Origin of the sequence: Nocardia alni, assembly GCF_019038435.1 — a bacterium.
In the GTDB taxonomy this organism is placed as follows: domain Bacteria; phylum Actinomycetota; class Actinomycetes; order Mycobacteriales; family Mycobacteriaceae; genus Nocardia; species Nocardia alni.
This window is the reverse complement of sequence record NZ_JAGPOX010000106.1, coordinates 1-25,949: the sequence shown is the minus strand read 5'-3', so window position 1 is coordinate 25,949 and position 25,949 is coordinate 1. Positions and strand designations below refer to the sequence as shown.

Genomic DNA, 25,949 nt, shown 5'->3' with positions numbered 1-25,949 from the left:
GCGCATGCCTGATCCCAAGCCCCGTGAGGCACAGCAGTCGGCGGCGCGACGGCGGGAACTCGGAGTTTTCCTGCGGGCACGGCGCGAGCGAACCAGCCCTGACGAGGTCGGCCTGCCCGGCTCGGATCGCCGCCGCACCCCTGGACTGCGCAGGGAAGAGCTGGCGGTCATCGCCGGCGTGAGCACCACGTGGTACACGTATCTCGAGCAGGGCCGTGATGTGCGCCCGTCCGAACAGGTGCTGGGCGCGATCGCGAATGCGTTGCGGCTCAACGGGGATGAGCGCGCGCATCTGCATGGGCTGACGGGTGGCAATAACGGCGATCCAGTACCGGCGCCGGTTGAAACCGTTGCGCCCGAGGTATCCTCGATCCCCGCGATGGTAAATCCCGCACCCGCCTACATCACCGGCGTGACCACCGACCTACTCGCTTGGAACGACGCGGCAGCCGAATACTTTTCCGGTCTTACCGACCAATCCTCTTCCAGTAGACCGAATCTGGCGCGCTGGGTGTTCCTCGATCCGGCCGCCCGGCAAATCCTGGTCGACTGGACGGAGGTGGCGCAATCGGTCCTGGCCCGGTTGCGCACCGGCGCCGGACGGCACCCGGGCGACGAACGCTTCACCCGCCTGGCCGCAGACCTCCGCGCGGGCAGTACCGAGGCGGCCGCCTGGTGGCCCCGCTACGACATCGCCACCAGCCGCTCGGGGACCAAACACCTGCGCCACCCCACACACGGGGAACTCACCTTCACACACGCAAGTTTCACGGTCACCGACGCCCCGGATCAGATTCTGGTGATCTACCGCCCCTCACCACCGGACCGATGAATTCAACGCTCCCGCGACGTCTCCTCTACGAACCATGTCCACGACAAGGGAGCCTTCATGAGCACCGCACTTCCACCGATCGTCGATACCACCACCTGGCAGCGTGAGCTCGACGAGCTGCGAGTCCGGGAGAAGGCCGCCACCCGCGAGCTCGACGCGATCGCCGCCGCGCGCCGCCGGATGCCGATGGTGCAGATGCCCGACTATGTGCTCGAGGGGCAGGAGGGTCCGGTGCGGCTGGCCGAAGTCTTCGACGGGCATTCGCAGCTGATCGTGTACAACCACATGTGGTTCTCGGGCGAGAAGTGGCAGTGCGGTGGCTGCACCGGATTCACCTCGCAGTTCACCCGTTTGGAGTTCCTGGAGAACTACGACGCCCGGTTCGTCATCGTCACCCAGGGTCCGATCGAGGACGCGCTGGCGTACAAGCGCCGGGTGGGCAACGCGATGGACTGGTACTCCACGGCGAAGAGCCCGTTCGGGGCGGATGTGGGGGCGCCGTTCGAGGGAGGGTTCGCCGTCAACGTCTTCCTGCGCGACGGCGACACCGTCTACCGCACCTGGCACACCAACGGCCGGGGTGTCGAACAGCTCAGCCACACCTTCGCGCTGACCGATGTGCTGCCGTACGGGCGCCGGGAACAGTGGCAGGACTCCCCCGAAGGCTGGCCGCAGTCACCGACTTACAGCGGCTGGAGCGGTTCGGAGGAGATCGCCGCCCGCTACGGCGCCCCCGATGCGTGAACCCGGCTGAGACGCTCGCAGCGTTCGTGGGGCACGATCGGGACCGCCTGGCGAATCACGTTCCGCTGCCTCCCGCGGCGCCGACCCGTTCGTCCCGAACCCGTTGCGCCGAACGACGTGCGCGCCCGTACGACACTCCCGCGCCCACCGCCAGCAGCACCGCCGCGTACACCAGTTGCCCGCCGCCGAACGCGACCCCGGCGACGACCGCCAGCACCGCGGCGACCAAAAGGCCCAGTATCCGCCGCCACCCGTGGAACAGACGCGAATACGCCAGCGCGCACAGCAGATACAGCAGGAAGAAGTTCTTCCCCGCCACCGACAGCAACCCGCCGAGACTCGACCAGCCCCCTACGCTGGTCGCGATCACGACGAGAAATACCGCCGCACAGGCGACTACGGCGATCCGCGGATTGTCCCCGCCGGAGATGCGAGCCAGCGGCCGCGGCAGCAACCCCTCACGGGCACTGGACATGACCAGCCGGGACGCACCCCATATCGCACCCACCAGATTCGCCACGATGATCACCACACCGAGCAGCGCGACCGACCATCCGGCGGCCGGGGAGGCGATGCGGGTCACGATGGCCTGGATCGGCGCGCTGTCCGTGGTGGCCGCGTATTCGGGCAGCAGGCTCTGCACCCCCAGAGCCAGCATCAGGTACATGACCGTGACGATCAGAAAGCTCACCACCACCACGCGCGGGAAGTCCCGGCGCGGATGCACATATTCCTCGGTGGTGAACGAGAGCATCTCCCAGCCGGTGAAGGCGAAGTAGACCACGCCGATCGCACCCGCCCCCGTGACCACCGCCGACCCGCTGGCCGGCGGCAGATGTCCGGCCGGGGACGCGTGCACCAGCGCGAGCACGCCGACCGCCAGCAGGCCGACGGTGAGCAGGACCGCCAGCGCGATCTGCACACCGGTCGACAGCCGCACACCCGCGAGCACCACGGCCGCCGCGACGACCAGCAGAACGGCCGCGGCAACCGGAATCGGGACGCCGGTCAGCCCGGGCAGCACGGTGAGATATCCCGCCCCGGTCAGCGCGATCGCCGGAATGCCCAGACCGAACGTGCCGATCGTGAGCAGTTCCACCCCGGCCGCCGGATGCCGCCCGAAGGCCACCTGGACGAATCCGGCCACCCCGCCCGCACCCGGATACCGCGCGCCGAGCCGGGCGAACACGATCAGCAACGGCACCGTGACCACCGCCGCCAGCACCCAGGCGTACAGCGCCGCGTTCCCGGCCTGCCGATAGGCGAGACCGGGCGAGACCAGCGCACCGCTGCCCACCACGATCGTGATGGCCAGCGCGGTCGCGCCCGGGAGTTTCAGATGACCGCGGAGCCGAGCCCCCTCGGTGGTCTCCGAGGGGGCTACTGCGGCTGCGTCGCCGGTTGTCGTCATACCGTCGCCCGTGCGAAAGCCGGTGCGGGGCGCGGGTGTTCGGTGGGAGCCAGGAACGTCGTGATCGCGCTCCGGCCGTTCTGCGGCCGGATCATGTAGACCGCGCCCTCCGGACCCGCCACCGAACCGTGCCGGGTGCCCTTGGTCAGGGTTATCCACGTGCCGCGCTCGCAATACTGATGTCGGTATTCGCCGTTCTCGTCCACCCAGAACAGTAGAGCCTCACCGCGCAGGATGAACAACTCCTCGTCCAGGCTGTGATGATGCCAATCGTGCACCTTCCCGGGCTGATCGTGCTGCAATTCGAAACTTCCCTGCTCCGGGAGTAACTCCAGGAGTGCCGTGCCCAGTTGAGGCACCGCTTCGGTGCTGAATGACGGGCTCATTTCATCCCCTTCGTGCCGTGGATAAACGGGCAGCCACCCGCGCCCGGGTCCCGGTTGTCGTCGCCCAGGAAGTACTGCGTCCACTCCCGGTTCTCGGAATCGCCGAAACTTCCCAGCAGCGGCGTCGGCGGCACCTCGTCGTATGCGTGCAGCCGACCGCGAATGATGGTGCGCGCGTTCTGTCCCTGCACGCTGTCCGGTGTGAGGTCGTCGAAGACGAACCTCGGCTGGAAGGTGATGGCGAAGTGCTCGGAATAGCGACTGTGCCGCCGCGTGTGCGCCGGTGTATTCGCGACAACGAACAGCGGCATACCCGCGAAACTGAATTCCCAGAACGGATCGTCGGCATCGGTCGCGATATCCGGCGGCCACGGCTCGGTGTCGGCGGCGTGCAATCCCTGTAGCACCTCCCAGAACCACCGCTCGTGGTCGCCGATCGAGCGCGGGACGCCGTCCGGCTCGAAGAAGGCCACCAGCGAGGTCCTTTTACCGAGCGCGGGTGCGATCTCGGTGAATTCCGTCAGGGCCTGCGCGAGGGTGTGAACACCGGTTTCCGCGGGCACGAACGTGTACCGCAGGGTTCCGCGGCGCACCGCGTCCACTCCGAAAATACAGGGAAACAATCTATTTCGATCGAGCATGCGTTGGTTGAAACAGTCGAGGGCATTTTGCTCCCAGGGCCGTATGCGAGACTGCGTCGGCTCGCTCAGCAGGCTGGTGGCAGTGGCGTATTCAGAAGTCACCGTGGACCTTTCGTGCGCTCATCACTGACCGGGGCAGCCGCCCCTTTAGCACGCCACCAAAAAGAATCATTTCCGATGTCGTTGTCCCGCGGTGATGTTCAAAGCAGCCAATCTTGGTCCAAAAACGGTCACTTGTTCAGGTCGTCGGTGCGCTCTCCCACAGATAGCTGCGCACCGAAACCCCAGCAGCCCGTAGGCAACCCAGCACCTCGTCGATATCGGCCGAGCCCACACGCGAATGCGCGAGGAGCCGATCGGCCGCCTCGAGCAGACACAGCACGGCGTCCAGCCGTGCGCTCGGAGCCTGCTCACGCAGCCCCGACGCGAGTGACCGCACTATTCGCGCGGCATCGTCCGGCTCGATCACGGCAGGCCCTCGGACGTCGATTCGGTCACCACCGACCCCACCGGTGCGGCCGGGACAGCCACCGCGGGACGGTGACGGATGAAACGGCCGCCGAATTGGTTGACGGCCAGGCCCAGAATCATCATCGCGGCGGCGACGACCTTCATCGTGGTCAGATGCTCATGGAAGATCAGCATCGAGCCCACCATTCCGAACAATGGCACCAGCAGGGTCAGCGGAGCGACCACTGTGGTCGGATACCTTTTCAGCAGTCCATTCCAGACGGAGTAACCGAACAGCGTCGTCGGATAGACGACATAAAGCACCGACCCCGCCGCCGCCCAGGACATCGACGCGAAGGAATGGCCGATGGAGGCGGGCCCCTCGAAGATCAGGCACAAAACGATCAACGGCAGAACAGGCACGGTGGACGACCACACCATGAAACCGACGGGCTCCTCCGGTTTCACCTTTTTCACGATGGCGTTCGCCAAACCCCAGGACAGGCCCGCGCCGATCACCATGAACAGGCCGAGGACGGTCATCGAGCCGTCTGTCACGGTGGCGGTCACCGCGACGCCGGCGAACCCGAGAATAATTCCCGCGGCCTGATGGGTATTGATCTTCTCCTGCACCAGCAGCACGCTGAACAGAATTGTGAAGAAAACCTGCGTCTGCAGCACCACGGACGACAATCCCGCCGACAATCCGGCCCAGATACCACCGAAAAGAAGACTGAACTGCAAGACGCCGAAAACAATTCCGTATAAGGTAAGGTAACGGAACGGGACCTTCGGCCGAGGGAAGAAGAAAATAGCCGGGATCGCCGTGAGCACAAATCGCAGAGTGGCCAGCAGGAACGGATGGAAGACATCCTCCGCCGTCTTGATCAAGGAAAAGTTCAATCCCCAGATCACGGTGATGAGGAGCCCGAGGGAGAGTGCCCGTGGTGGCATATCCGACGTCCAATCAATCAATAGTTACCGGTGGAAATTCAGTCAGCGATCCCGGATAGGTCGGGAAGCTGCTCGAACGCGATCGCCGCGGCCGCGCGGGCCAGGACGAGCCCCGCCGCCGAGGCAGCGACCACGGTGCCGAAACGCTCGCCGAGCCACGGCTCCAGGGTGGTGATCCGCGCAGTGCCGCCGTCCAGCCGCAACCCCGTGGCCGTGACCGCCCAGTCGACGCCGATCGCCCGGTGCGCGGCCTCGACCAGCGACGACACCGATCCCGACCATTCCTCGGCGTGCCAGCCCTCGACCGGCGACACCGAGGAACCGCCGGGCCCGGACCGCACGACCGATACGGGCCGGACCGCTCCGTCCAGAACCACACTGGACACCAGTACCTCGGTGTCGCCGTCCGCGGTGTGCACCCCCGATTCGACCAGCTTCGCGCGCAGCAGGGCGGGGTCGGCGCACAACTCGGCCGCGAACGCCGCGACATCGCGGATGCGCAGTTTCCGCGCCGCCTCCGCCAGCGGTGCGACAGAACGGGAATCGAGGCTGAACACCGCGGCCACGGACACCTCGCCGCGCAGATCGCACAGCGCGGTGAACAACGACGCGTACTGGCCGGTGTCCGCCACCCGATGCTTTTCCACCCAGGCCGCTTCCCAGGTCGGGTAGCCGCCGCTGATCAGCGACAGTTCGTATCGCTCGGCGAGATCGGGGAGCACACGCTCCCAGTCCTCCTTCCGGCCGTTGCCGACGAGGATCAAACGAGGCCGCTCGGGGGTCATTGTTCGTTTCCTTTCACTTGTGCGCCAACCCAATCCAGGGCGGCGGTGACGAATGTCCGCACGCCGACGGTCAGGGTCGGTTGAATTACCGGTGCGAACGTCGAGGAGTGGTTCTGCGGAATGTCCTCGTCGACGCGGCCCGCCATGAAGGCCTTGCCGTAGGTTTCCGGGTCGATGCCGCCGATGAACCAGTACACCGACGGCACCTTCGCGGCCGTGGACAGCAGGCCGAAGTCCTCGCTCGCGGTGGTCGGCGGGATCGAAATCACCAGTCCGTCACCGAAGTACGCGCGGTGCGCCGCGGCGACCCGCTCGGTGCTCGCCGCGTCGTTCACCGTCGGCGGCAGGTAGTACACCGAGGTGATGGCCGGGTCCGTCGTCGCGCCCGCGGCGACGGCCTCGGCCTCCACCAGCCGCTCGATCGCGGCCATCACTTTCGTGCGGACCTCCTCGGTGGGCGTGCGCACGTTGATCGCCAGCGTCGCGGAGTCCGGGATCACCGCCGCGGTGGTTCCCGCGTGCAGTGCGCCGACCGTGACCACCACCGGCTCCTTGGCCGCGACGGACCGCGATACCACCGTCTGCAGCCGCAGCACGAGCGAGGCGGCCATCACCACCGGGTCCACCGCGCCCTCCGGCCTGGAGCCGTGGCCGCCGCGGCCGAACAGCTCCACCGTGACGCTGTCGGTGGCGCCCATGACCGTTCCCGAACACGTCCCGACCATGCCCGCCGGACCGGGTCCGACGTGCTGTCCGAGGATGATGTCCGGCACGGGGAACCGCTCGAACAGGCCGTCGTCGACCATCGCGGCCGCGCCGTATCCGCTCTCCTCCCCCGGCTGGAATACGGCGATGATGGTGCCGCTCCAGGCTTTCGGATCGCCCGCGAGCAGGGCGCACGCCCCGAGTAGGGACACGACGTGGACGTCGTGCCCGCAGGCGTGCATCACCGGCACCTGCGCGCCGGACGAATCGGTGGCCACGACCGTGCTGGCATAGGGCAGACCGGTCTGCTCGAGCACCGGCAGGGCGTCCATATCCGCGCGCAGCATCACGGTCGGGCCCTCGCCGTTGCGCAGGATGCCCACGACACCGGTCTGGCCGACACCTGCGGTGACCTCCCAGCCCTGTGCGGTGAGCCGGTCCGCGACGATGGCCGCGGTGCGTTTCTCCTGGAACGCCAGTTCCGGGTGGGCGTGCAGGTCGCGGTACAGCTCCTCGAGGTCGGGGGTCAGTTCTTCGAGTGCTTCGAACATGGGTCACCTCGTAGTAGGTTCACTTCGTCATTCCGGATTACGCATCGGCAACCACCCCGTACACGCGTGCGCGGGCGACGGCCGGAAACGGCACCGCGTGCACGCGGAAGCCGTTGGGCGGCAGCGCCTCCAGGTTGCTCAGGCCGGTGACCACCGGGATCCCGGCGGCTACCAGCACGTCGAGCGCCGAGTATTCGGCGGTGTCGACACCCACCAGCGCGGCCTTCTGCTCGACGAGCCAGGCGGCCGCCTCGTCGCCGAGACGGGCCTGCCCGCCGGTGTGCAGCAGCACCGCGCGGTCGGTGACCTCGAGCGCCGCCAGTTCGCCGCGCGAGACGGTATCGGTCCGAATTCCCAACAGGCGAACCAGAATACCCTCGAGGTCGGCCAGCAGCGCCGCATCGGCGGCGACCAGCGGCAGACCGTCCGGCCCGGAGAACTCGACGACCCGCCGACGCGATGCGGCCCGCGCCACACCGCGAGAACCCTTGTGCGGCTCCATGATCAGCTCCTTGCGCAGGATGCGCGTGGCGCCGACCATGAGCAGACCCAGGTGATGGGCGAACAACTCGCCCAATTCATCGTCACCGATGTCGTTTTCGGGGATGTCCAGACGAAAACCCTGTGCCTGCAACGCACCTCCGTTGCTGAACTCCACCTCGGCGTCGAAGTCGACCCGCCACTGCTCAATCGCTTCTGTCATAGTTCTCCATACTTGTCAGCCCTGGCAGTCGATGAAGGCCTTTTCCAGCTTCGTGATCATTTCGCGGATCTCGGCCTCGGTGATGATCAGCGGGGGCAGCAGCCGCAGCACCGCCCCGTACCGGCCGCCGGACTCGATCAGCAGTCCGTGTTCCAGGCAGCGCCGTTTGATCGCCCGGGCCCGCGCGCCGTCCGCGGGCCTGCTGCCGAGCCGGTCCGCGGGAGCGTCCGGGTCGATGATCTCCAGGCCCCACATCAGTCCACGGCCGCGCACCTCACCGATCTCCGGCCGGATCGCGGCCAGCTCGCGCAGCGATTCGCCGATGAGCTCACCCCTTCGACGCGCACCGTCCACCAGACCGTCGCGGCTGATGACGTCGATCGTGGCCGCCCCGGCGACCATGGCGACCTGATTGCCGCGGAACGTGCCCGCATGCGCGCCCGGACGCCAGGTGTCGTACTCGGCGTTGTACAGCACCAATGCCAGCGGGAATCCGCCGCCGACGGCCTTGGACAGCAGCACCGCGTCCGGTTCGATACCCGCCGCCTCGAACGCGAACATCGTTCCGGTGCGGCCGAATCCGGTCTGAATCTCGTCGATGACCAGCGGGACGTCGTGCCGGGCGGTGATCTCCCGCAGTCCACGCAGCCACTGCACCGGCGCCGGGATCACACCGCCCTCGCCCTGGACCGCCTCGACGATCACCGCGGCCGGTTTCGGAACTCCGCTCTCCGGATCGTCGAGGACCCGCTCGATATACCGCAGGCCGATCTGCACCCCCTCCTCACCGCCGACGCCGAACGGGCAGCGGTACGAATACGGGTAGGGCAGGAAATGCACGTCCGGCATCAGCGTGCCGACCGGTGTTTTCGGCGCGACGTTCCCCATCAGGGCCAGCGCACCGGCCGTCATTCCGTGGTAGCCGCCGTGGAATGCCAGCACGGTGCGCCGCCCGGTGGCCGTCTTGAACAGTTTCACCGCGGCCTCGGCCGCGTCCGCACCCGTCGGACCGCAGAACTGGACCTTGGCGTCGGCCGCGAAGCCCTCGGGCAGAACTCCGTAGAGGGTGCGCAGGAATTCGTACTTCACGGGCGTGGTGAGGTCCAGCGCCTGCTGGATCCGGCCGGCGTCCAGAAACTGCCGCACCTTGTCCGAGACCTCGGGGTGGTTGTGTCCGAGGGCGAGGGTCCCGGCGACCGAGAGACAGTCGAGGTACTCGCGGCCGGCGGTGTCCCGGATCCGTGCGAGGGAGCCGTACTCGAATACCCTGTCGGCGGCGTCGGCATAGGTGCGTGCCGCGGATTCCCGCGCCTGGACGTAGTGGTATTGCTCGTCGGCGAGCGTGACCGTCACGGTTGGTGCTCCTTGTCTGCCGTATCGATCGGCGCCGCGGCGAGTTGCGCGTCGGCGACCATCACCTGCCCCAGGGCGATTCCGCCGTCGTTCGTGGGTACCTGGCTGTGGCAGTGCACCTCGAATCCGTCCCGGCGCAGCGCGATCAGGCAGTTCACCAGGAGGAACTCGTTGAGGAATACGCCTCCGGACAGCACGATCCGCCGCACCCCGGAACTCTCGGCGATCGCCGCGCACTTGTCCCGGACCATGTTCACCACTGCGGTATGGAACCTCCGGCTGATGTCCACGAGGGGGACGCCCGCCTCCAGATCGGTTGCGATGGCGCGGATTACCGGCCGCGGATCGATCTCGTCGCCGGGGTAGGCGAACGTATAGCCGTCCTTCGCCAGATCCAGATCGCGCTGGAGCAGGCCCTCCAGCTCGATCGGCCCCTGCGCCTCGTATTCCGCGAGGCCGCAGACGCCCAGCAACGCGGCCACCCCGTCGAACAGCCGTCCCATGCTGGAGACCGGCGGCGAATTGATGCCCCGGGCCAGCATCGTGGCGTAGACGTGCCGATGATCATCGGTGAGCACGCCCAGCGCCGGGAATGCCCGCACCGCGGCGTCGGCGTCGCCCAGCGCCTCGAGGGCCAGCGCGAATCCTGATCGGATCGGCTCGCGCACGGCCTGGTCGCCGCCGATCAGCGGCAGATACCGCAGGTGCGCGGTCCGATCCACCGCCAGGTAGTCGCCCACCAGGAATTCGCCGCCCCAGATGGTGCCGTCGACGCCGTAGCCCGCGCCGTCGAAGATGACGCCGATCGCGGCGCCGACGAGCAGATTCTCGGCCATACAGGAGGCCATATGCGCGTGGTGATGCTGTACGAATCGCGGCTCGCCGGTCTCTCCGATGCCCTGCCGGGCCCGGCTCGACCGGAACTGCGGATGCATATCGTAGGCGCCGAACTCCGGCTGGAGTTCGTACAGCGACGCCACGTGCGCGGCGGTCTGCCGATGCGAGACGAAGGTCTCGTCGTTCTTCAGATCGCCGATGTGCTGGCTGAGGAACACCTTCGAACCGGACGCCAGGGCGACGGTCGTCTTCAATTCCGCGCCGTAGGCGACGATCGGCGCCACCGGCCTGCCGACGTCCACCGGATACGGCGCGTATCCGCGAGCGCGCCGGACGAACGTGAGCTGTGGTTCGTCCAGCTCCGGGTGCACGGACAGGCGCAACACCGAATCGTCCACGCGGGTCTGGATATCCCGGTTGTGGTACAGCACGACATCGGCGATCTCGAACAGCTGCGCCAGCGCGTCCTCGTTCCGATACACGATCGGATAGCCGGAGATGTTGCCGCTGGTCATCACCAGTGTTTCCGAGCCCGGTTCGTCGAGCAGCAGATGGTGATGCGGTGCGGTGGGCAGCATGATCCCGAGGTTCGGATTGCGCGGTGCCACACTCTCGGGCAGGGCCCCGGAACGCTTGCGCGCCAGCAGAATCGGTCGCGCCGGCGAGCAGAGCAGATCGATCTCCGCCGGCGACAGGCTGACCAGCCGCTCGACGGTTTCCAGATCGCGCGCCATGACGGCGAACGGCTTGGAATCCCGTCGTTTGCGTTTGCGCAGCAACGCAACGGATTCCGCGTTAGTGGCGTCCACCGCGAGATGGAAGCCGCCGACACTCTTGATGGCGGCGATCCGTCCCGCGGCCAGTTCCTCGGCACATCGGCGCAGCGCGGCCTCGCCCTCCACGGTGAGACCGGCCGAGTCGGTGAGCAGCAGACGGGGCCCGCAGTCGGCGCACGCGTTGGGCTGTGCGTGATAACGCCGGTCGAGCGGATCCTCGTACTCGGTGCGGCATCGGGGACACATCACGAACGAGGCCATCGTCGTCAGCACGCGGTCGTACGGCAGCGCCCGCACGATGGAGTAACGCGGACCGCAGTTGGTGCAGTTGATGAACGGATACCGGTACCGGTGATCCGACGGATCACGCAGCTCCGCTTGGCAATCCGCGCACACGTGGGTGTCCGCGGGAACCAGCGCGGTCTTGGATCCGCTGTGCTCGCTGTGCACGATCGCGAATTCCGTCGGGTCCTCGTGGACTTGCTCACGGCTCGTGACCATGACTCCGTCCACCCGGGCCAATTCCGGTGCGCGATCGCTCAATTCGGAGGTGAATTTCTCCAGTGCGGCGTTCGGGCCGTGCGCCTCGATCAGAACGCCCGCGGGATCGTTACGCACCCAGCCGGTGAGGCCGCGCTCGTGTGCGAGGCGATACACGAAGGGGCGGTAGCCCACTCCCTGCACCACTCCGGTGACCCTGATCAGCCACTTCTCCAGGTCCCTCATGGCCCGCCCCCTAGCACAGCCGTGGTAGTTCGGCGCCGCGTAACTCTTCCAGCATCGATTCGCGGCCCGCGGAGTCGCGCAGAATGACCGCTGCGCCTTCCCTTTCGGTCACCTCGCCGATCATCGCCGCGTGCGCGCCGTACTTGTGCGCCTGCAGGGCGGACAACACATCGTCGACCGCGTCCGGGGTGACGAATATCGCCACGCAACCCTCGTTCGCGCAGTGCAGCGGGTTGATGCCGAGCATGTCCGCGGCCATCGCCGTTTCGTGCTGGATCGGGATCGCCGGCTCGTCGACCAGGATCGCCCGGCCCAGCATGCTCGAGTACTCGTGCAGGACCGCGGACAGTCCACCGCGGGTGACATCCCGCATCGAGCGGATCGACCCGGTGGGCGCCTTGGCGAAGACCCCGTCGATCATGCCGTTCAGCGGGGCGCAGTCGCTGGGCACGCGGCTCTCGAAGCCCAAACCTTCGCGAATGGACAGCAGGTGCACCGTGTGGTTGCCCAGGTAGCCGCTCAGCACCACCTTGTCGCCGGGCCGTACAGCGGCCATGCGCAACGGATCGCGGGCGTAGACACCGACGCCCGCGGTATTCAGGTACAGCTGGTCGGCCTCGCCCTTACGGACGACTTTCGTATCGCCGCAGACGATTTGCACGCCGGCCTCGAGTGCGGTGTCCCGAATGGATTCCAGGGCCAGCACCAGGTTCGCGATCGGCAAACCGGTCTCCAGGATCATGCCCAGCGTGAGATATCGGGGGGTCGCGCCGGCTACCGCCAGATCGTTCACTGTGCCACAGACGGCGATCTTTCCGATATTCCCGTTGCCGAAGAACGGCGGATCCGCCACGAAACTATCTGTGGTCATGGCGATCCGATCACCCTCGACGGTGAGCGTCGCACTGTCCTCCATCTCGCCGATGTAGGATTCGCCCAGCGTGGCCGCGATCAGCTCGACCAGTTCGTGCGACAGCTGCGCGCCCGTACCGTGGTCCAGCACAATTTCCGCATCTGTGGTGGTCACGGTGTCTTGATCTCCTTGCGGGGCAGGCTCCCGTCGACATCGAGAATGCGCACGATCTCCTGGGAATCGGATACCGTCGCGCAGTAACCTTCGAGCCATTCCAGGGCGCGGTCACGGTCCTCCGGGCGAGCGGAGACCACGCAATCGCGGGGTACCCAGACGCTGTATCCGCGGAAGAATGCGTCGGCCGCGGTCGTCTGCACGCAGATCTGGGTCTGCATACCGGTGATGACAACGGTGTCGACACCCAACGCCTGCAAACGGTCGTGCAGATCCGTCTCGTAGAAGCCGCTGTCCTTGCTCTTTTCCATGACAATGTCGTCGGAGTCCACGAAATCGGAGATGATATCCGCTCCGTGAGTTCCCCGTTGCACCGGCAGATGCCCGTCGTAGCGTTCCGCGTTCGGATCGTCCGGATCGTTGACGAGTTGCAGATGGAATACGTGGTGCCCACGTTTCCGTGTCTCGCTCAGAAATTCGGCGAAATGGGGGGTTGCGGCGGAGACGGCGGCAACTCGTTCCGGATTCTTCTCGACCAGATCATATTGTAGGTCGTTGGTGAGAACAGCTATTTTCGACACGGTTTCGTTCCCCTCAAAGTTTTGGATCAGCTGGCGATGGAGACGACTGCGGCAGGAATGTCGTCGAATATCCAGGATCCGGTTTTCTCGAAATGTTCCAGGACTTCCGAGCAGCTGGCATACATGAAATAGCCGGTGACCGGGGCTCCGTCGTGGCGGGCATAGTCCGGCAGCACGCCGTAGTCACGGAAGCCGATTCGGCGCCAGAGTTCGAACGGCCCGTCGTCACGTACTTCGAGGGTGATCACCTCGCAGCCCATGTCACGCACCTTGTACAGCGCCTGCTCCCAGCCCTGCAAGAGAAACTGTCCACGGGAATCGGGTGCGATGACACACCGGCGCATGTCGATGACATGCCTGCGGGCCGGCAGATGCGCGCGCTCCAGTGTCAGCATCCCCACGATCCGCCGATCGCTGTCCTCGGTACGAACCGCCAGTAATTCGAGTTCGCCGCGACGCAGCTGGGCGTCGTAGTCGCGCATGAGGTCCAAGCCGGCCTCCTGCGACAGCGGCTCGAAAAAGCCCAGCGTGTGCTCGCGCACCGCCACGGCATTCATCAAATCGATGATCTCCAGCATGTCCTTGTCGGACAGCCGGCGGGGCCAGTCGTAAATCATTTGCCCGCTCCGCTGCTCACCGCCGCGAGTGTCTCCAGGTTCAGCCCGACGGCCGCCGCCGGCGCGGCCTGGGTCAGCTTCGAGGCGTCCAGCTGACCGCTCTTCTGCAGCACGGTCGCGGTGTAGACCTCGACGAAATAGGACACGAACAGCGAGTTGATTTTGATGAGGTGTTCGACGAGGCGCTCCTCGTCCGCCTCGGTCTCGATCACCCGCATGATCATGTTCCACACCATATCGGTGTGCTCGTCGTCGATATCGAAGGCGATATGCGCGCGGGCGCCCTTCGTCTTGTCGGCGCCGACATGCTGCTCCATGATGTTCAGCCAGTCCGGCTGGGTCTTGGTCGCGATGTATTCCAGGTAGAAGCCGCTGATCATGGACGCCAGCGGACCCTCGGTGGCCAGGGTGTAGTAGAAATACCCGTTGAGCAATTCGGTGGCGAATGTCGGCCGATTGGCATAGATCTGCTCGTCCGTCATTCCGACCTTGTGCAGATCACCGGCGAACATACGGTCGTGACGACCCTCCTCCGCACCGTACAGACCCCATTCCTTGCACAGTTGCGGATCCCGGGTCGCCCAGTAGTTGGCAACCAATGGGTCAACAGCGCGCTTGAGCGCGATGCGCAGAATTGTCTCGACATTATGCCTCTTGTACAGGTCCAGGTCGAATTTTGATGTGTCCAGCATCTCGCTCGCGCCGGACATTTTCTTGTAGAAGTCCTCCTCGAACTTGACCAGGAGTTCGTCGACTCGCTTACGGAGTTCGGGGCGCTGAATATTGGCATAGGTGTTGTACGACTTGCTGCGAGGCATAGCAATCTCCCGAATGCGGGTACGAATTCTGACACACAGTTGAGGATGAAGTCAGAATCAGGATGGACAGATCACCTGATCACCGTCGACGATAAGCACTCCTCGTGGTTCTATTGTCGACTTCAGGACGCCACGACCCATCATTTCCGATCGGGATGGCTCGAAGTGATGCTCAGAACAGCCAAGTTTGGTCTAATCACAGTCATGTACGTCGCGGCGGTGCTGATCTACGACGGTATGTGGGCCTTCGACTTCGGCGTTGCGGTCGAGGTCTGGGGCATCGACCGGACCGACGCCGGGGGGCCCGCTTTCGAGCTGCGGCGCTGTTCGGTCGATTGCGACACGGTGGACGGTGATTCCGGATTCTCGGTGCGCGCCACCCACGATCTGGATGGTCTGCGCACCGCGGACCTGATCCTGGCCCCTGGACGGAACGACGATACGGCCCCGGTCGATCCACGCATCACCGACGCGCTGCGCGAGGCGGTCGACCGTGGTGTGCCGGTCGTCGGAATGTGCGGCGGCGCATTCACCCTCGCGCAGGCCGGGATCCTGAACGGCCGCCGCGCGACCACCCACTGGCTGCTCATCGACCGCATGCGTGAACTGTTCCCCGCCGTCCGGGTGGAACCGGAGGATCTGTACATCGAGGACCATGGCATCTGGACCTCGGCGGGTACCGCGTCACTGATCGACCTGTGCCTGCATCTGGTGCGAATCACCCAGGGCGCGAAGGCCGCAACGCTGATCGCGCACCGCATGGTCACCCCGCCGCACCGCTCGGGCAATCAACGCCCGTACATCGACACCCCGTTACCCCCGGATCATCAAACCCCCGATCCCCTTACGACAGTGATCGATTGGGCCAAGGCCAACCTCCAGCAACGCCTCACCGATCGCCAACTGGCCGAGATGGCCCACATGTCCGAGCGCACCTTCACCCGCCGCTTCACCCAGACCACCGGCGCCACCCCCCAACAATGGCTCCGCCACCAACGCCTCCTACAGGCCCAGCACCTCCTGGAAAGCACCCACCTGTCGATCCAAACCGTAGCTCTGCGAACCGGTTTCGGCTCCCCCGCCCTCTTCCGCCGCCATTTCACCACCCATTTCTCCACCACCCCTACCGCCTACCGCCGCGAGTTCCAGGACTCACCGGACGAGGACTGAATATCCGCTCCGGCGTTGGCACATCACCGATCAGCCGGTCGGCTACCAGCCGCGGTAGTAGGAATGCACGGCGGGCTGGCCGGTGTATCCGGGTCCTGCCCGGTCGTCGGCTCCGAGATATTCTGCGCGGAAATCGATCGTCACCGGACCGTGCGCGGTGAGCAGGTGCCGCCGGGCGTTGTAGGTCAGACCGGCGGCTCGAAGGCGGGCGAGCACCTTCCGGGCTGCCGAGGAACCGTCGGCGTGGCGGATCGAGTGCGGGTCGAAATGCGCGGCGAAGACGCCGCCGGGGACCATCCATCCGATCATTGCCACGATCAGCGCGAGTTTGTCGCCGATGTAGTGGAGCCCGTGCACACACGTCACGAGATCGGCGGGTCGATCCGGTCGCCAGTCCCGGGCCGAGGCGGTGATCAGGCGCAGTCGCGGGGTGGATGGTTCGGCGGCGAAATTCTCCACGAGGTCGATACCGCGCAGTGCCACATCAGCTTCGGGGAATTCACGGGCGAGACCGGCCTCTGCCGCCAAGAGGGCTCTGCCCGAGCCACAGCAGACGTCGATCCAACTCGGTTGGCCCCCGGGCCTTTCGCCGAGGAGCGTCACGAGCCGTTCATAAGGGTCGAAGCCGAGTTCGCGGGCGTAACTGTTGACACCGGACAACCGGCGATCACGGTTCATCGCGTTGTTGGCCACCACCGACGTCTGTTCCAGCACCGCGTCGTCGAGCAGGCGGAGGCTCGGATTCGCTGACACCACCCGATTCTAGCCGGGTGACCGCGCGGATTCCATTGCCGGACAACACTCTCGACGCCGCGCGTCCGCTCGAAGGCCTCCCGGGCCGCGGCTCAGCGTACCGAAACAGGTCCCCGCGCAGCGTGCTCCGCGACGATCCGCCCGAATACCAGGCCCTGCCCGATCGTCGCTCCCGCGCCCGGATACGTCGCGCCGAATACGTTCGCCGCGTTGTTCCCCAGCGCGTACAGGCCGTCGATCACGCTGTCGTCGGCCCGTTGTACCCGGCCGTGTGCGTCGGCCCGCAGACCGCCGCAGGTGCCCAGGTCCGACAGGACGACCTTCACCGCGTACAAGGTGCCCGACAGCGGCCGCAGGTTCGGGTTCGGCGTCACCGTCGGGTCGCCGTAGTACCGGTCGTAGGCGCTCGCGCCGCGCGCGAAGTCGTGATCCGTACCGCTGGCCGCGTTCTCGTTGAAACGGGCGAGGGTCCGGGCGAATACGTCCTCGGGCAATCCGGCGGCGCGTGCCAGCTCGGCCGGCGTCGAGCCGCGATGCGCGATGCCCGCGTCGAACCACGTCTTGGGGATTGCCATGCGCGGATACAACGATCCGGCGAACACATAGCTGTTGCGGTAGCGCTGATCGAAGACCAGCCACATGGCCCCGATCGGGTCTCCCGCACGCTCGCGCTCCTGGAACCGCTGCCCGAACGACATGTAGTCGGTGGATTCGTTGATGAACCGCCGCCCGCCCGCGTCGACCACGAACGATCCGGGCAGCGACCGCTCCGCGAGCAGCACCTGCGGCGCCTTCCCGGGTTCCAGCGGCGCGACGGCGGGGAACCACCACGCCTGATCCATCAGCGCCACATCCGCACCCAGATCCCGGCCGATCTTGATCCCGTCGCCCGTATTGCCCTCACTGCCCAGGCTCCAATCCTCGATTTCCCTGGACTGGTACTCGTGCCGCATGGCCATGTCGTGATCGAACCCGCCCGTCGCGAGCACGACGCCGCACCGGGCGGTCACCTCCACGGTCTGCCCGTGCTGCTCGAGCACCGCACCGGTGATCCGGTCGGCGCCCAGGAGCCGGACCAGGCTGGTGTCGGTCCACACCGGAATGCCCGCCCGCAGGACCCCGGCGAACAGGCCCGCGGCCAGCGCCTGGCCACCGGCCATGTATTCCCGCTTCAGCAGCAGCTTGCCGCCGATCCCCTGCAGCGCGCGCCGCAGGATCGTGGGGACGCCGCGGGCGGGTTTGCGCATGAACAGGTTCATCCACTTGTAGTCCGCGCCGGTCACCGGCATCGGCACCGGCGCGGCCAGCAGGCTCGGGCGCAGGCGCGCGCGTTCGGCGCCGAGGGTCGAGGCATCGAACGGACGGCATTCACAGGTCCGCCCAACCGCCGACCCGCCCGGCAGCTCCGGGTGATAGTCCGAATATCCCCTGGCCCAGAAGAATTTCATCGGCGTCATTCGCTGCAGCATCTCGACCGTGCCGGGGCCGTACTCCAGAAACGCCTGCCACCGGTCCTTCGCCGCGGAATCGCCGACCGCGGCCTCGAGATAGGTCTGCGCCTGCTCGGCCGAGTCCCCGGACCCGGACCGCGCCAGCAGCGGGCTCGCCGGAATCCAGAACGCCCCGCCCGAACGCGCCGTCGAACCGCCGACATAGCCGGTCTTCTCGACGATCAGCACGTCGAGCCCGAGTTCCTTGGCGGCCAGCGCCGCCGACATCCCGGTTCCGGATCCGATCACCAGCAGATCGACGGTCGTGCCGCGCGCGGTCGTAGTTGTGCGTGTCATGCGACCAGTCTTCGCGCGCGGGCCCGTCCGCGCAGGTACCAATTCCGCTGGTTGGACAGCACCGCACCGTCCGGAGCCCGACCCCCGATACCGGCACGACGGTAGTCTTGGTGTGGTCGTGGATTCGCGTGAGGCCGCGGCGACACATTCTCCAGGTGAGGTTCTCGATGACAGAAGCACCGCTGCGGATCGGCATCCTGGGCGCCGCGCGCATCGCACCGAATGCCCTGATCTCCCCCGCCGCAAACAATCCCGAGGTGGTGGTCGCCGCGGTGGCCGCCCGCGATACCGCCCGGGCCCGGCAGTTCGCCCACAAACACGGCATCCCGCGGGTTTTCGGCAGCTACCAGGAATTGATCACCGCACCCGATCTGGACGCGGTCTACAATCCACTGCCCAACGGACTGCACGGCCACTGGACCAAGGCGGCGATGCTCGCGGGCAAACATGTGCTGTGCGAGAAGCCGTTCACCGCCAACGCCGACGAGGCGCGCGAGATCGCCGAGCTGACATGGCAATTCGACCGCGTGGTGATGGAGGCGTTCCACTACCGCTACCACCCGCTGATCCGTGCGGCGGAGGAGGTGATCGCCTCGGGCGAACTCGGCACGCTGCGGCGAGTGGAGGCCTCGATGTGCTTCCCGCTGCCCAAATTCTCCGATATCCGCTACGACTACTCCCTGGCCGGGGGCGCGCTGATGGACGCCGGATGCTATGCGGTGCACATGGCCCGGGTATTCGGCGGCGGCAGCCCGGAAGTCGTTTCGGCACAGGCGAAATTGCACGCACCGAATGTCGACCGGGCCATGAGCGCCGAATTGCGTTTCCCCGAAGGACATTCCGGCCGGATCCGCAGTTCGCTCTGGTCCACGGACGTCCTGCGCATGGGGGCCCGGGTGATCGGCGAACACGGCCGCCTGGGCATCGTCAACCCGCTGGGACCGCATATGCCCCACTGGATGTCGGTGCGCTCTCGTCGCGGCAATCGCATCGAGACCTTCCCCCATCGTCCGAGCTACGCCTACCAGCTCGACGCCTTCGCCGACGGCGTCCTGCGCGGCGAGCCGGTGCCAACCTCTCCCGAGGACTCGATCGAGAACATGGCCGTGATCGACGCGATCTATCGCGCAGCCGGTCTGCCTGTGCGCCAACCTAGTCGGGCATGATGCTCGCCGCGTTCACCGATCAGCGGCCAGCACCGCCGCCAGGCCCTCTCGCAGATCCTCGACGAAGTACTCGGGAACCTCCAGCGACGGGAAATGACCGCCGGCGTCGGGCGAGCGCCATCGGACGATCCGCCGATACCGCTCCTGTGCCCAGGGGCGCGGACACTTCTCGACATCGCGGGGATACATGGTGAGTGCCGACGGGACGTCGACCCGCAGGTCGGGATCGAGCGAGTTGTGGCTTTCGTAGTAGATGCGGGCCGCTGACGCGCCGGTCCGCGTCAGCCAGTACAGGGTGACGTCGTCGAGAACACGGTCTCTGGAAATCGTCTCGAAGGGGCTGTCCTGGGTGTCCGACCATTCGGCGAACTTGTCGAGGATCCAGGCGAGCAGCCCGACCGGTGAGTCGACGAGCGAGTAGCCGATGGTCTGCGGCCGGGTCGCCTGCTGTTTCGCGTACGCCGCGCGGTGGCGCCAGAAATCGCGGGTTTCCTCGGTCCACCGACGCTCGACCGCCGTCAGCCCGTCCGCTGGCACACCGGGCGGCGCCTCCGCGAACGTCGTGTGGATGCCGAGAACGTGCTGCGGGAACCTGCCACCGAGAACCGTGGTGATATTGCCTCCCCAGTCGCCGCCGTGGGCCGCGAACCTGTCGTATCCGAGCCGTCCCATCAGTTCCACCCATGCGGCCGCGATCTTTTCGGTTCCCCACCCGGTGGTGGCCGGCCTGTCGCTGTAACCGAAGCCCGGCAGCGACGGGACCACGACGTGGAACGCCGGCGCGTCCGCGTCTTTCGGATCTGCCAGCTCGTCCACCACGTCGATGAACCGAACGATGCTGTCCGGCCAGCCGTGCGTCAAGATCACAGGAGTGGCATCGGCGCGCGGGGATCGGCGGTGCAGGAAGTGGATTCCCAGATCGTCAATCCTCGTGCGGAACTGGCCGATTCGGTTGAGGCGCTCTTCGAAGGAGCGCCACTGATATCCGGTGCGCCAGTAGTTCACGACATCGATGAGGTCGGCGAGGGGCACGCCCTGCTTCCATCGGCCGGCGCCATGAACCGTCTCGGCCTCGGGTAGCCGCGCCGCGGCTAATCGCGCGCGCAGATCGTCGAGGTCGGCGTCGGTTGCGTGGGCTTCGAACGCTTGCACGTCGCTGGTTGGAGGGGGCATGAGACCTCCTGGATCTGAAGACTTGTCCATTTGAACCATCTAAGACGGTTCTACCATGGACGTACATCGGCGAGCAACCGTCTAAGGTGGTTCCATGCGTGCTGAGTTCCCTGAATTTCGCCTCGGTAGCGTGCTGGCGACCAGCTTCACGGGGACGCTGTCGGAACGTCACGGCAACGCCGTGGAGCGCATTCCCACACCACAGCGACTCGCCGACTGGCTGGCAGTGAACGGCCTCCCCGTGGACTCCTGCACCGCTGCCCAACTCGACCTCGCCCGGGAGTTGAGGGAGGCGATCCACGCCGCCGCGACAGCGGCCGCGATCGGAGACGCTCTGCCTGCCTCCGCTGTCCACGTCCTCAACGACCGCAGCGCTGACGGTCGGGCCGCCGCGATCCTGACGCCCGAGGGCACGCGGCAATGGCGGCTCAGCTCGGCTTCGCGCGTGGAAGACGCCCTCGGCGTGATCGCCGCCGACGCGATCGGCATCCTCGCGGGCGAACGAGATGGGAAATTGGCCTTGTGCGCATCACCGACCTGCCGAGCCGCCTTCTTCGACACCAGCCAGAGCCGCACCCGCAAATGGTGCGACATGAATACGTGCGGCAATCGTCAGAAGAAGGCGCGCTTCAATGCCAACCAGCGCAAAAAGCCCGGATCAGAGGGAAACTAGCGAATCAGGCGGATTGAACGCTACGCGCCACCCAGTCCCCGCCGGGATATCCGGCCGGTTCCCCGACTGGCGCACGCAGGCTGTAGAGCTCACGCGCGCGGGCCGGGGTGATCGTCTCGCGGAGTGTGGGCTCACCCGTCTTCAGGTGCTGTTCCAGCAGCTTTGCGGTCATGGGTGCGATGAAGCGGCCCGCCTTGACGAAGCCGTACGAACCGAACCGGGTGAAGGCCCAGACCAGGGCCCGGGCCAGCGGCTTCACAGCAGCGTCGACAATGCCGGGCCGGTCGAAGTCGCCGAGGGTGCGCATCCATTTCGGCAGCGTGGCGATCGATGCCAACGCCAGCAGCCGACTGCCTATGGCGAACGGCAGGCCCGCTCCGTTGCCGTACGGGGTGAACAGTAGGTGGTGCATGCCCTGTTCGGCGCGCTCGGAGCTGCACAGCTGCGAACGCACCCGGTCGAAGTAGGCACGCACCTCCTCCCGCGAGCGCGGCACGTCCCCTCGCTTGCAGGTCTGCAATTCGGCCGCGATCCCACATTCGGCCCAATACCGGTCCTCCTCCTCGGGAGTCAGCCCCGGGCCGAACATCTCGTACGCCTTGAGCACCGAATGCCAGCCCGTGACGTGGATCCACAGCTGGGATTCGGGGTTGTTCGCCGCGTAGCGCTTACCGCTGATCGGTTCGATTCCGGTCATCGACGCGTGCACCCGCATCAGGTGTTCCGATGCCTGGATGGCGGTGCGGCCGTCACCGACGGCGACGATCAGAAAGTACGCCAGGGTGTTGTCCAGGCGGCGGCGCGGTTCGGCGTAGATCCCGCGTGAATCGGCCACGGCGGCGGTCAGGAACGGATCGAAATGCTCGAGGACGACCGCGCGCTGGAAGCCGATGAGCGCGGTCGGCGCGGTCCAGACCTTCCAGCTCGGCGAGCCGGGGCCGAAGAAGCCGTAGTCGTCGCGGCGAAGCGTGGTCGGATCGAAGCCCATCAGCCACTCCCTTGTCTGCTGACCTGAATACAACACCACCGTAACAATTGGCTCGGGCGAATACAACACCACCGTAGGATTTATACGTGCCAGTATGGGCAGCGGAGGTGATCGGGCAGTGACGAGCAAGCGTTCCGCGGCGACGACCGGACACGCCGTGGCGATCGAGCGCACCGAGGCCGACCGCCCGCGCCGCCGCTACGCGCCACGCCTGCCCCCGCAGCAGCGCCGCGCTCAACTGCTGGATGCCGCGTTCACCGTGCTCGGGCGCGTCGAGCTGCACGAGCTGGCCATGGAGGCCGTCGCACAGGAGGCGGGCGTCGGAAAGCCCGTGCTCTACACCGTATTCAGCACCCGGGCCGAACTGGTGGCCGCCCTGCTCGAACGCGAACGCGAACGCGGCCTCGACCAGGTCGCCGCCACCCTGCCGACCGATCTGCTGGGCTCCGATCCGGTCGCTGCGGCCTCGGCCACGGTCGAGGCGTTCGTCGGTGTAGCACTGGAGAATCCGACCCGCTGGCGACTGATCCTGGCCACACCCGCCAGCGCACCCGACGAATACCGTGCGGCGTTACGTACGTCACGAGACGAGATCATCGACCGCGCCGATGCCCTGATCCGGATGGGCAGCGCCCTGGATCCCCGCTGGGCGACAGTCGATTCCAACCTGCTCGCCCGGTCGGTACTCACCGTCGCCGAGATGCTGGGACGTTTGGCGGTCGGCGATCCCGCCGAGTATCCGCGCGAGCGACTCGAGGAGTTCGTGCGCTCGATCGTCGGCCTGCTCACCGGAGAGTCGTTCGAATAGCGACGGTCCCCCGGCCTGGCGCTACATTTTGTCTACCCTCTTGTCCGGTTCCGGACAGATCAGCACGGAAAATGTAGCGGGAGGCCGGTTCTCATTTCTCGACAGGAACCACTGGCTCGTCGAAGGCGATGTGATGCCCCTGCAACCACATCATGGACCCACCACCCCCCTTGGCCGCCCGCTTGAAGATGAGCGGCAGCATCAGTTGTCGGATCACCCGGCCGACCGGCCCGGCGGTTTTGGAGTTGGAGCTGCGGTTGCCGTGCTCGACGATCTTGTCCACTCACGCCTGAGCGAACGAAAGCCCTACCCGCACAGATAAGCAGGGCTCGGATGCCCTGGTTGGCACGCTCGGGCGCCGATCACGATCGTTCGGCGGCGCCGACTCGTGAACCGGGAGACGCGGGTTCATAGATGGACCGGCAGGCTTCGGTAGCCGCGGACCAGTGATTCTGTGCGCCAGGGCAATTCCGCGGCCGGGGCTGCCAGACGCAGCGCGGGGAAGCGGGTGAACAGGCTCGTCAGCATGATCTCGAGTTCCAGTTTGGCCAGATTCTGGCCGAGGCAGACGTGTTCGCCGAAGCCGAAGGTCAGGTGCGGGGCCGGGGAGCGGGTCAGGTCCAGGCGGGCGGCGTGCGGGCAGACGTCGGGGTCGAGATTGGCGCCGGGCAGGCTCACCGACACCCACTCACCCGCCTGAATCGACTGGCCGCCGAGCTCGAGATCGACCACCGCGCGGCGCATCAGACCGCCGCCGTCGCCGAGCGCACCGAGGTAGCGGATGATCTCGTGCGCGAATGTGCGTATGTAATCCGGGTTGTCGCGGAACAGGGTCAGCTGGTCCGAATTCTCCAGTAGCAGGGCGGAGGCGACTCCGGCGGCGTTCGCGGTGGTCTCGTGCCCGGCGACGAGGAACACCGTGCAGAAGTTGCGCACCTCGCTCGGCGGAAGTTCCGGATGCGCGGCCAGCAGCCGGGAGACGAAGTCGTCCTGCGGCTTTCGCGACCGCGCCTCGATGACCCGGTCGAGTATGGCGCCAAGATTCGCCAGTGCCGTATCCCGGGTCAGCACGGTCGCGTTGACACCGAGCAGACCGAGAGCGGCCTCCTGGAACAGCTTTCGATGCTCCGGCGCGACACCCACCAGATCGGCGATGACCAGCGAGGGCACCAGCAGGCAGAACGCCGAGACCACATCGACCGGTTCCGGCGACGCGGCAACCCCGTCCAGGCACTGATCGACGATCACCTGCACACCCGGGCGCAGCACGGTCATCCGCTTCACCGTGAACTCACCGTTCACCATCGCGCGATACCGCCGGTGCGCCTCGCCGTCGACGCCGAGCAGGAACGCCGGAGAAGGCAGCGACGGCAACGGATTCGGCGACCGGCCGGGCTGGGTGCCGTCCTTGACGACGGTGAATCGCTCGCCGTCGCCGAGCACCTGACGGGCCAGCGCATGCCCGGTCACCAGCCAGGCGACGCCACCGTTGGCGTATCGCACACGGCGAATCGGCGCGTGCGTCAATCGTTCCAGCACCGCGGGCACCGGACCCAGTTGATCGTCTCGTGAGATGTCGAGCGGAATCGGCTCGGTCACAGGTGCATTCATGAAATCTCCTTGACGATGGTCGGCGGGGGTTGCCTCGTCGCAACGATGCGAGCCGATGATCCGCCTCGCGATGCGCCAAGCCGCCAGAAATGCGACGAAATGAATTGCGTTGTCTACCATTTCGAGGCTGGCCAAGAGCGCGACCTGTCCGTGCAGATACAGCCACAGCGACAGGACCATCCCCACGGTGGCCCAACTCCACGGCAGCAGCGAGGCCAGCTGATACGCGCGGCGCTGCACCCGGCAGCGGCGCCACGCCCACGGCTCACCACGCAACTGCCCGACCGCCCACCCGAGCGGCGGCCATCCGATCAGAATCAGGATCAGATGGACCGGGGACCAGAGCACCATCCACGCCAGGCGAGGCAGGAAGAAGTTCGCGGCATGACCGCTCACGGTCGCCAGCGTCACCTGCACCGCGACCACGGCGACAACGGCCAGCGTCATACGCAGCGACCGGCCGGTGGTGATGCGCCAGCAACCCACCAGGACCGCCGCCAGCACCGCCAGACACGCCGCGACCGGCAGCGATTTCGACACCGAGAGGGTTATCGCGAAGGCGGCCATCGGCGACGCCGACACCAACCCAACGGTCAGGCGCTCACGCATCGCCGGAACGGGCATGACACCCGCTGTGAATATCCGGTCGGACACCGGCGAACACCTCCCTGGTCACGGATTCGATAGATCCAGAACACCAGGTGAGACTGACCCCCGCACACCGGAAAGCTGACCAAAACCTGACGGTCCGCCAGAATCGGTCTCGCATTCGGATAAATCACCCCGCAGTGCGAGCTCGAAAGGGCCTATCGACAGCGCGGAAGTGTCGCGGTGAAGATCGCACCGCCCGCCGAACGCACCCCGATCCTGCCGCCGTGCCCCTCGATGATTTCCTTGACGATGCTCAGCCCGAGCCCCGCCCC

The 25,949-nt window shown here is 66.5% G+C and carries 27 protein-coding genes; 6 read left to right on the top strand and 21 right to left on the bottom strand.

Going from position 1 to position 25,949, the window contains the following annotated elements:
* Positions 1 to 4 precede the first annotated feature (4 nt).
* Complete coding sequence (locus tag JZ791_RS31365) at positions 5 to 832, top strand: helix-turn-helix transcriptional regulator (protein WP_216899329.1); 828 nt, start codon at positions 5 to 7, stop codon at positions 830 to 832.
* Between the two features lie 57 nt (positions 833 to 889).
* Entirely contained in the window at positions 890 to 1,576 is a 687-nt protein-coding gene (locus tag JZ791_RS31360; RefSeq protein ID WP_216899327.1) for a DUF899 domain-containing protein, read from the top strand.
* A gap of 55 nt (positions 1,577 to 1,631) precedes the next feature.
* Here JZ791_RS31360 and JZ791_RS31355 read toward each other — a convergent pair whose 3' ends face one another.
* The 14 genes from JZ791_RS31355 to JZ791_RS31290 all read right to left on the bottom strand — a co-directional run bounded on the left by JZ791_RS31355 (position 1,632) and on the right by JZ791_RS31290 (position 14,897).
* Positions 1,632 to 2,987 (bottom strand): APC family permease, encoded by a 1,356-nt coding sequence (locus tag JZ791_RS31355; protein ID WP_216899325.1) that lies wholly within the window; start codon positions 2,985 to 2,987, stop codon positions 1,632 to 1,634.
* On the bottom strand, positions 2,984 to 3,373 hold the full coding sequence (locus JZ791_RS31350) for a cupin domain-containing protein (protein ID WP_216899323.1): 390 nt from the start codon (positions 3,371 to 3,373) through the stop codon (positions 2,984 to 2,986). Before JZ791_RS31350 ends, JZ791_RS31355 begins: the two co-directional genes overlap by 4 nt.
* The gene (locus JZ791_RS31345; RefSeq protein ID WP_254206655.1) at positions 3,370 to 4,014 is read right to left on the bottom strand and encodes a YqcI/YcgG family protein; all 645 of its coding nucleotides are present in this window, start codon (positions 4,012 to 4,014) and stop codon (positions 3,370 to 3,372) included. The genes JZ791_RS31350 and JZ791_RS31345 overlap by 4 nt, the downstream gene beginning before the upstream one ends.
* Before the next feature lie 238 nt (positions 4,015 to 4,252).
* On the bottom strand, positions 4,253 to 4,483 hold the full coding sequence (locus JZ791_RS31340) for a hypothetical protein (RefSeq protein WP_216899320.1): 231 nt from the start codon (positions 4,481 to 4,483) through the stop codon (positions 4,253 to 4,255).
* Positions 4,480 to 5,418, bottom strand: coding sequence for an EamA family transporter (locus JZ791_RS31335; protein WP_216899319.1), 939 nt, complete (start codon positions 5,416 to 5,418; stop codon positions 4,480 to 4,482). Before JZ791_RS31335 ends, JZ791_RS31340 begins: the two co-directional genes overlap by 4 nt.
* Before the next feature lie 38 nt (positions 5,419 to 5,456).
* On the bottom strand, positions 5,457 to 6,203 hold the full coding sequence (locus tag JZ791_RS31330; protein WP_216899317.1) for a hypothetical protein: 747 nt from the start codon (positions 6,201 to 6,203) through the stop codon (positions 5,457 to 5,459).
* Positions 6,200 to 7,459: an amidohydrolase gene (locus tag JZ791_RS31325; protein WP_216899316.1), complete on the bottom strand. Its 1,260-nt coding sequence runs from the start codon at positions 7,457 to 7,459 to the stop codon at positions 6,200 to 6,202. The genes JZ791_RS31330 and JZ791_RS31325 overlap by 4 nt, the downstream gene beginning before the upstream one ends.
* A 37-nt stretch (positions 7,460 to 7,496) precedes the next feature.
* The gene (locus JZ791_RS31320; RefSeq protein WP_216899314.1) at positions 7,497 to 8,162 is read right to left on the bottom strand and encodes a cyclase family protein; all 666 of its coding nucleotides are present in this window, start codon (positions 8,160 to 8,162) and stop codon (positions 7,497 to 7,499) included.
* Positions 8,163 to 8,177: 15 nt separating this feature from the next.
* Positions 8,178 to 9,515, bottom strand: a complete 1,338-nt coding sequence (locus JZ791_RS31315) for a diaminobutyrate--2-oxoglutarate transaminase family protein (protein ID WP_216899312.1) — start codon at positions 9,513 to 9,515, stop codon at positions 8,178 to 8,180.
* A complete protein-coding gene (gene hypF, locus JZ791_RS31310) occupies positions 9,512 to 11,854 on the bottom strand; it encodes a carbamoyltransferase HypF (protein WP_216899310.1) in 2,343 nt (780 codons plus the stop codon). Before hypF ends, JZ791_RS31315 begins: the two co-directional genes overlap by 4 nt.
* A gap of 10 nt (positions 11,855 to 11,864) precedes the next feature.
* Entirely contained in the window at positions 11,865 to 12,881 is a 1,017-nt protein-coding gene (gene hypE / locus JZ791_RS31305; protein WP_216899308.1) for a hydrogenase expression/formation protein HypE, read from the bottom strand.
* Positions 12,878 to 13,462: a cysteine hydrolase family protein gene (locus JZ791_RS31300; protein ID WP_216899307.1), complete on the bottom strand. Its 585-nt coding sequence runs from the start codon at positions 13,460 to 13,462 to the stop codon at positions 12,878 to 12,880. The genes hypE and JZ791_RS31300 overlap by 4 nt, the downstream gene beginning before the upstream one ends.
* A 26-nt stretch (positions 13,463 to 13,488) precedes the next feature.
* Positions 13,489 to 14,079 carry an N-acetyltransferase gene (locus tag JZ791_RS31295; RefSeq protein WP_216899305.1) on the bottom strand — a complete coding sequence of 197 codons (591 nt, stop codon included), beginning with the start codon at positions 14,077 to 14,079 and terminating at the stop codon, positions 13,489 to 13,491.
* Entirely contained in the window at positions 14,076 to 14,897 is an 822-nt protein-coding gene (locus tag JZ791_RS31290; protein ID WP_216899303.1) for a heme oxygenase-like domain-containing protein, read from the bottom strand. The genes JZ791_RS31295 and JZ791_RS31290 overlap by 4 nt, the downstream gene beginning before the upstream one ends.
* A gap of 204 nt (positions 14,898 to 15,101) precedes the next feature.
* Here JZ791_RS31290 and JZ791_RS31285 point away from each other — a divergent pair, with 204 nt between their 5' ends.
* Positions 15,102 to 16,067, top strand: a complete 966-nt coding sequence (locus tag JZ791_RS31285) for a GlxA family transcriptional regulator (protein ID WP_216899301.1) — start codon at positions 15,102 to 15,104, stop codon at positions 16,065 to 16,067.
* Between the two features lie 42 nt (positions 16,068 to 16,109).
* Here the strand turns inward: JZ791_RS31285 and JZ791_RS31280 are convergent, their stop codons facing one another.
* Together JZ791_RS31280 and JZ791_RS31275 are read right to left on the bottom strand one after the other, a co-directional pair.
* The gene (locus JZ791_RS31280; RefSeq protein WP_308163182.1) at positions 16,110 to 16,820 is read right to left on the bottom strand and encodes a class I SAM-dependent methyltransferase; all 711 of its coding nucleotides are present in this window, start codon (positions 16,818 to 16,820) and stop codon (positions 16,110 to 16,112) included.
* A 92-nt stretch (positions 16,821 to 16,912) separates the two neighbouring features.
* The gene (locus JZ791_RS31275) at positions 16,913 to 18,607 is read right to left on the bottom strand and encodes a 3-ketosteroid-delta-1-dehydrogenase (protein ID WP_216899299.1); all 1,695 of its coding nucleotides are present in this window, start codon (positions 18,605 to 18,607) and stop codon (positions 16,913 to 16,915) included.
* A 167-nt stretch (positions 18,608 to 18,774) separates the two neighbouring features.
* On the opposite strand from JZ791_RS31275, the gene JZ791_RS31270 reads away from it, so the two are divergent.
* Positions 18,775 to 19,773 (top strand): Gfo/Idh/MocA family protein, encoded by a 999-nt coding sequence (locus JZ791_RS31270; protein ID WP_216899298.1) that lies wholly within the window; start codon positions 18,775 to 18,777, stop codon positions 19,771 to 19,773.
* Positions 19,774 to 19,785: 12 nt separating this feature from the next.
* Here the strand turns inward: JZ791_RS31270 and JZ791_RS31265 are convergent, their stop codons facing one another.
* Positions 19,786 to 20,946: an epoxide hydrolase family protein gene (locus tag JZ791_RS31265; protein WP_216899297.1), complete on the bottom strand. Its 1,161-nt coding sequence runs from the start codon at positions 20,944 to 20,946 to the stop codon at positions 19,786 to 19,788.
* A gap of 94 nt (positions 20,947 to 21,040) precedes the next feature.
* On the opposite strand from JZ791_RS31265, the gene JZ791_RS31260 reads away from it, so the two are divergent.
* A complete protein-coding gene (locus JZ791_RS31260) occupies positions 21,041 to 21,619 on the top strand; it encodes a CGNR zinc finger domain-containing protein (RefSeq protein ID WP_216899295.1) in 579 nt (192 codons plus the stop codon).
* Between the two features lie 4 nt (positions 21,620 to 21,623).
* On the opposite strand, the gene JZ791_RS31255 is transcribed toward JZ791_RS31260, so the two are convergent.
* Complete coding sequence (locus JZ791_RS31255; RefSeq protein WP_216899293.1) at positions 21,624 to 22,607, bottom strand: oxygenase MpaB family protein; 984 nt, start codon at positions 22,605 to 22,607, stop codon at positions 21,624 to 21,626.
* A gap of 163 nt (positions 22,608 to 22,770) precedes the next feature.
* Between JZ791_RS31255 and JZ791_RS31250 the strand changes: the two genes are divergently transcribed.
* The gene (locus JZ791_RS31250; RefSeq protein WP_438804575.1) at positions 22,771 to 23,415 is read left to right on the top strand and encodes a TetR/AcrR family transcriptional regulator; all 645 of its coding nucleotides are present in this window, start codon (positions 22,771 to 22,773) and stop codon (positions 23,413 to 23,415) included.
* A 91-nt stretch (positions 23,416 to 23,506) separates the two neighbouring features.
* Here the strand turns inward: JZ791_RS31250 and JZ791_RS31245 are convergent, their stop codons facing one another.
* The 3 genes from JZ791_RS31245 to JZ791_RS46880 all read right to left on the bottom strand — a co-directional run.
* On the bottom strand, positions 23,507 to 23,698 hold the full coding sequence (locus JZ791_RS31245; protein WP_216899290.1) for a hypothetical protein: 192 nt from the start codon (positions 23,696 to 23,698) through the stop codon (positions 23,507 to 23,509).
* 125 nt (positions 23,699 to 23,823) lie between these two features.
* A complete protein-coding gene (locus tag JZ791_RS31240; protein ID WP_216899288.1) occupies positions 23,824 to 25,680 on the bottom strand; it encodes a cytochrome P450 in 1,857 nt (618 codons plus the stop codon).
* A 152-nt stretch (positions 25,681 to 25,832) separates the two neighbouring features.
* A partial coding sequence (locus JZ791_RS46880; protein ID WP_368858347.1) for an ATP-binding protein occupies positions 25,833 to 25,949 on the bottom strand: 117 nt, incomplete at its 5' end.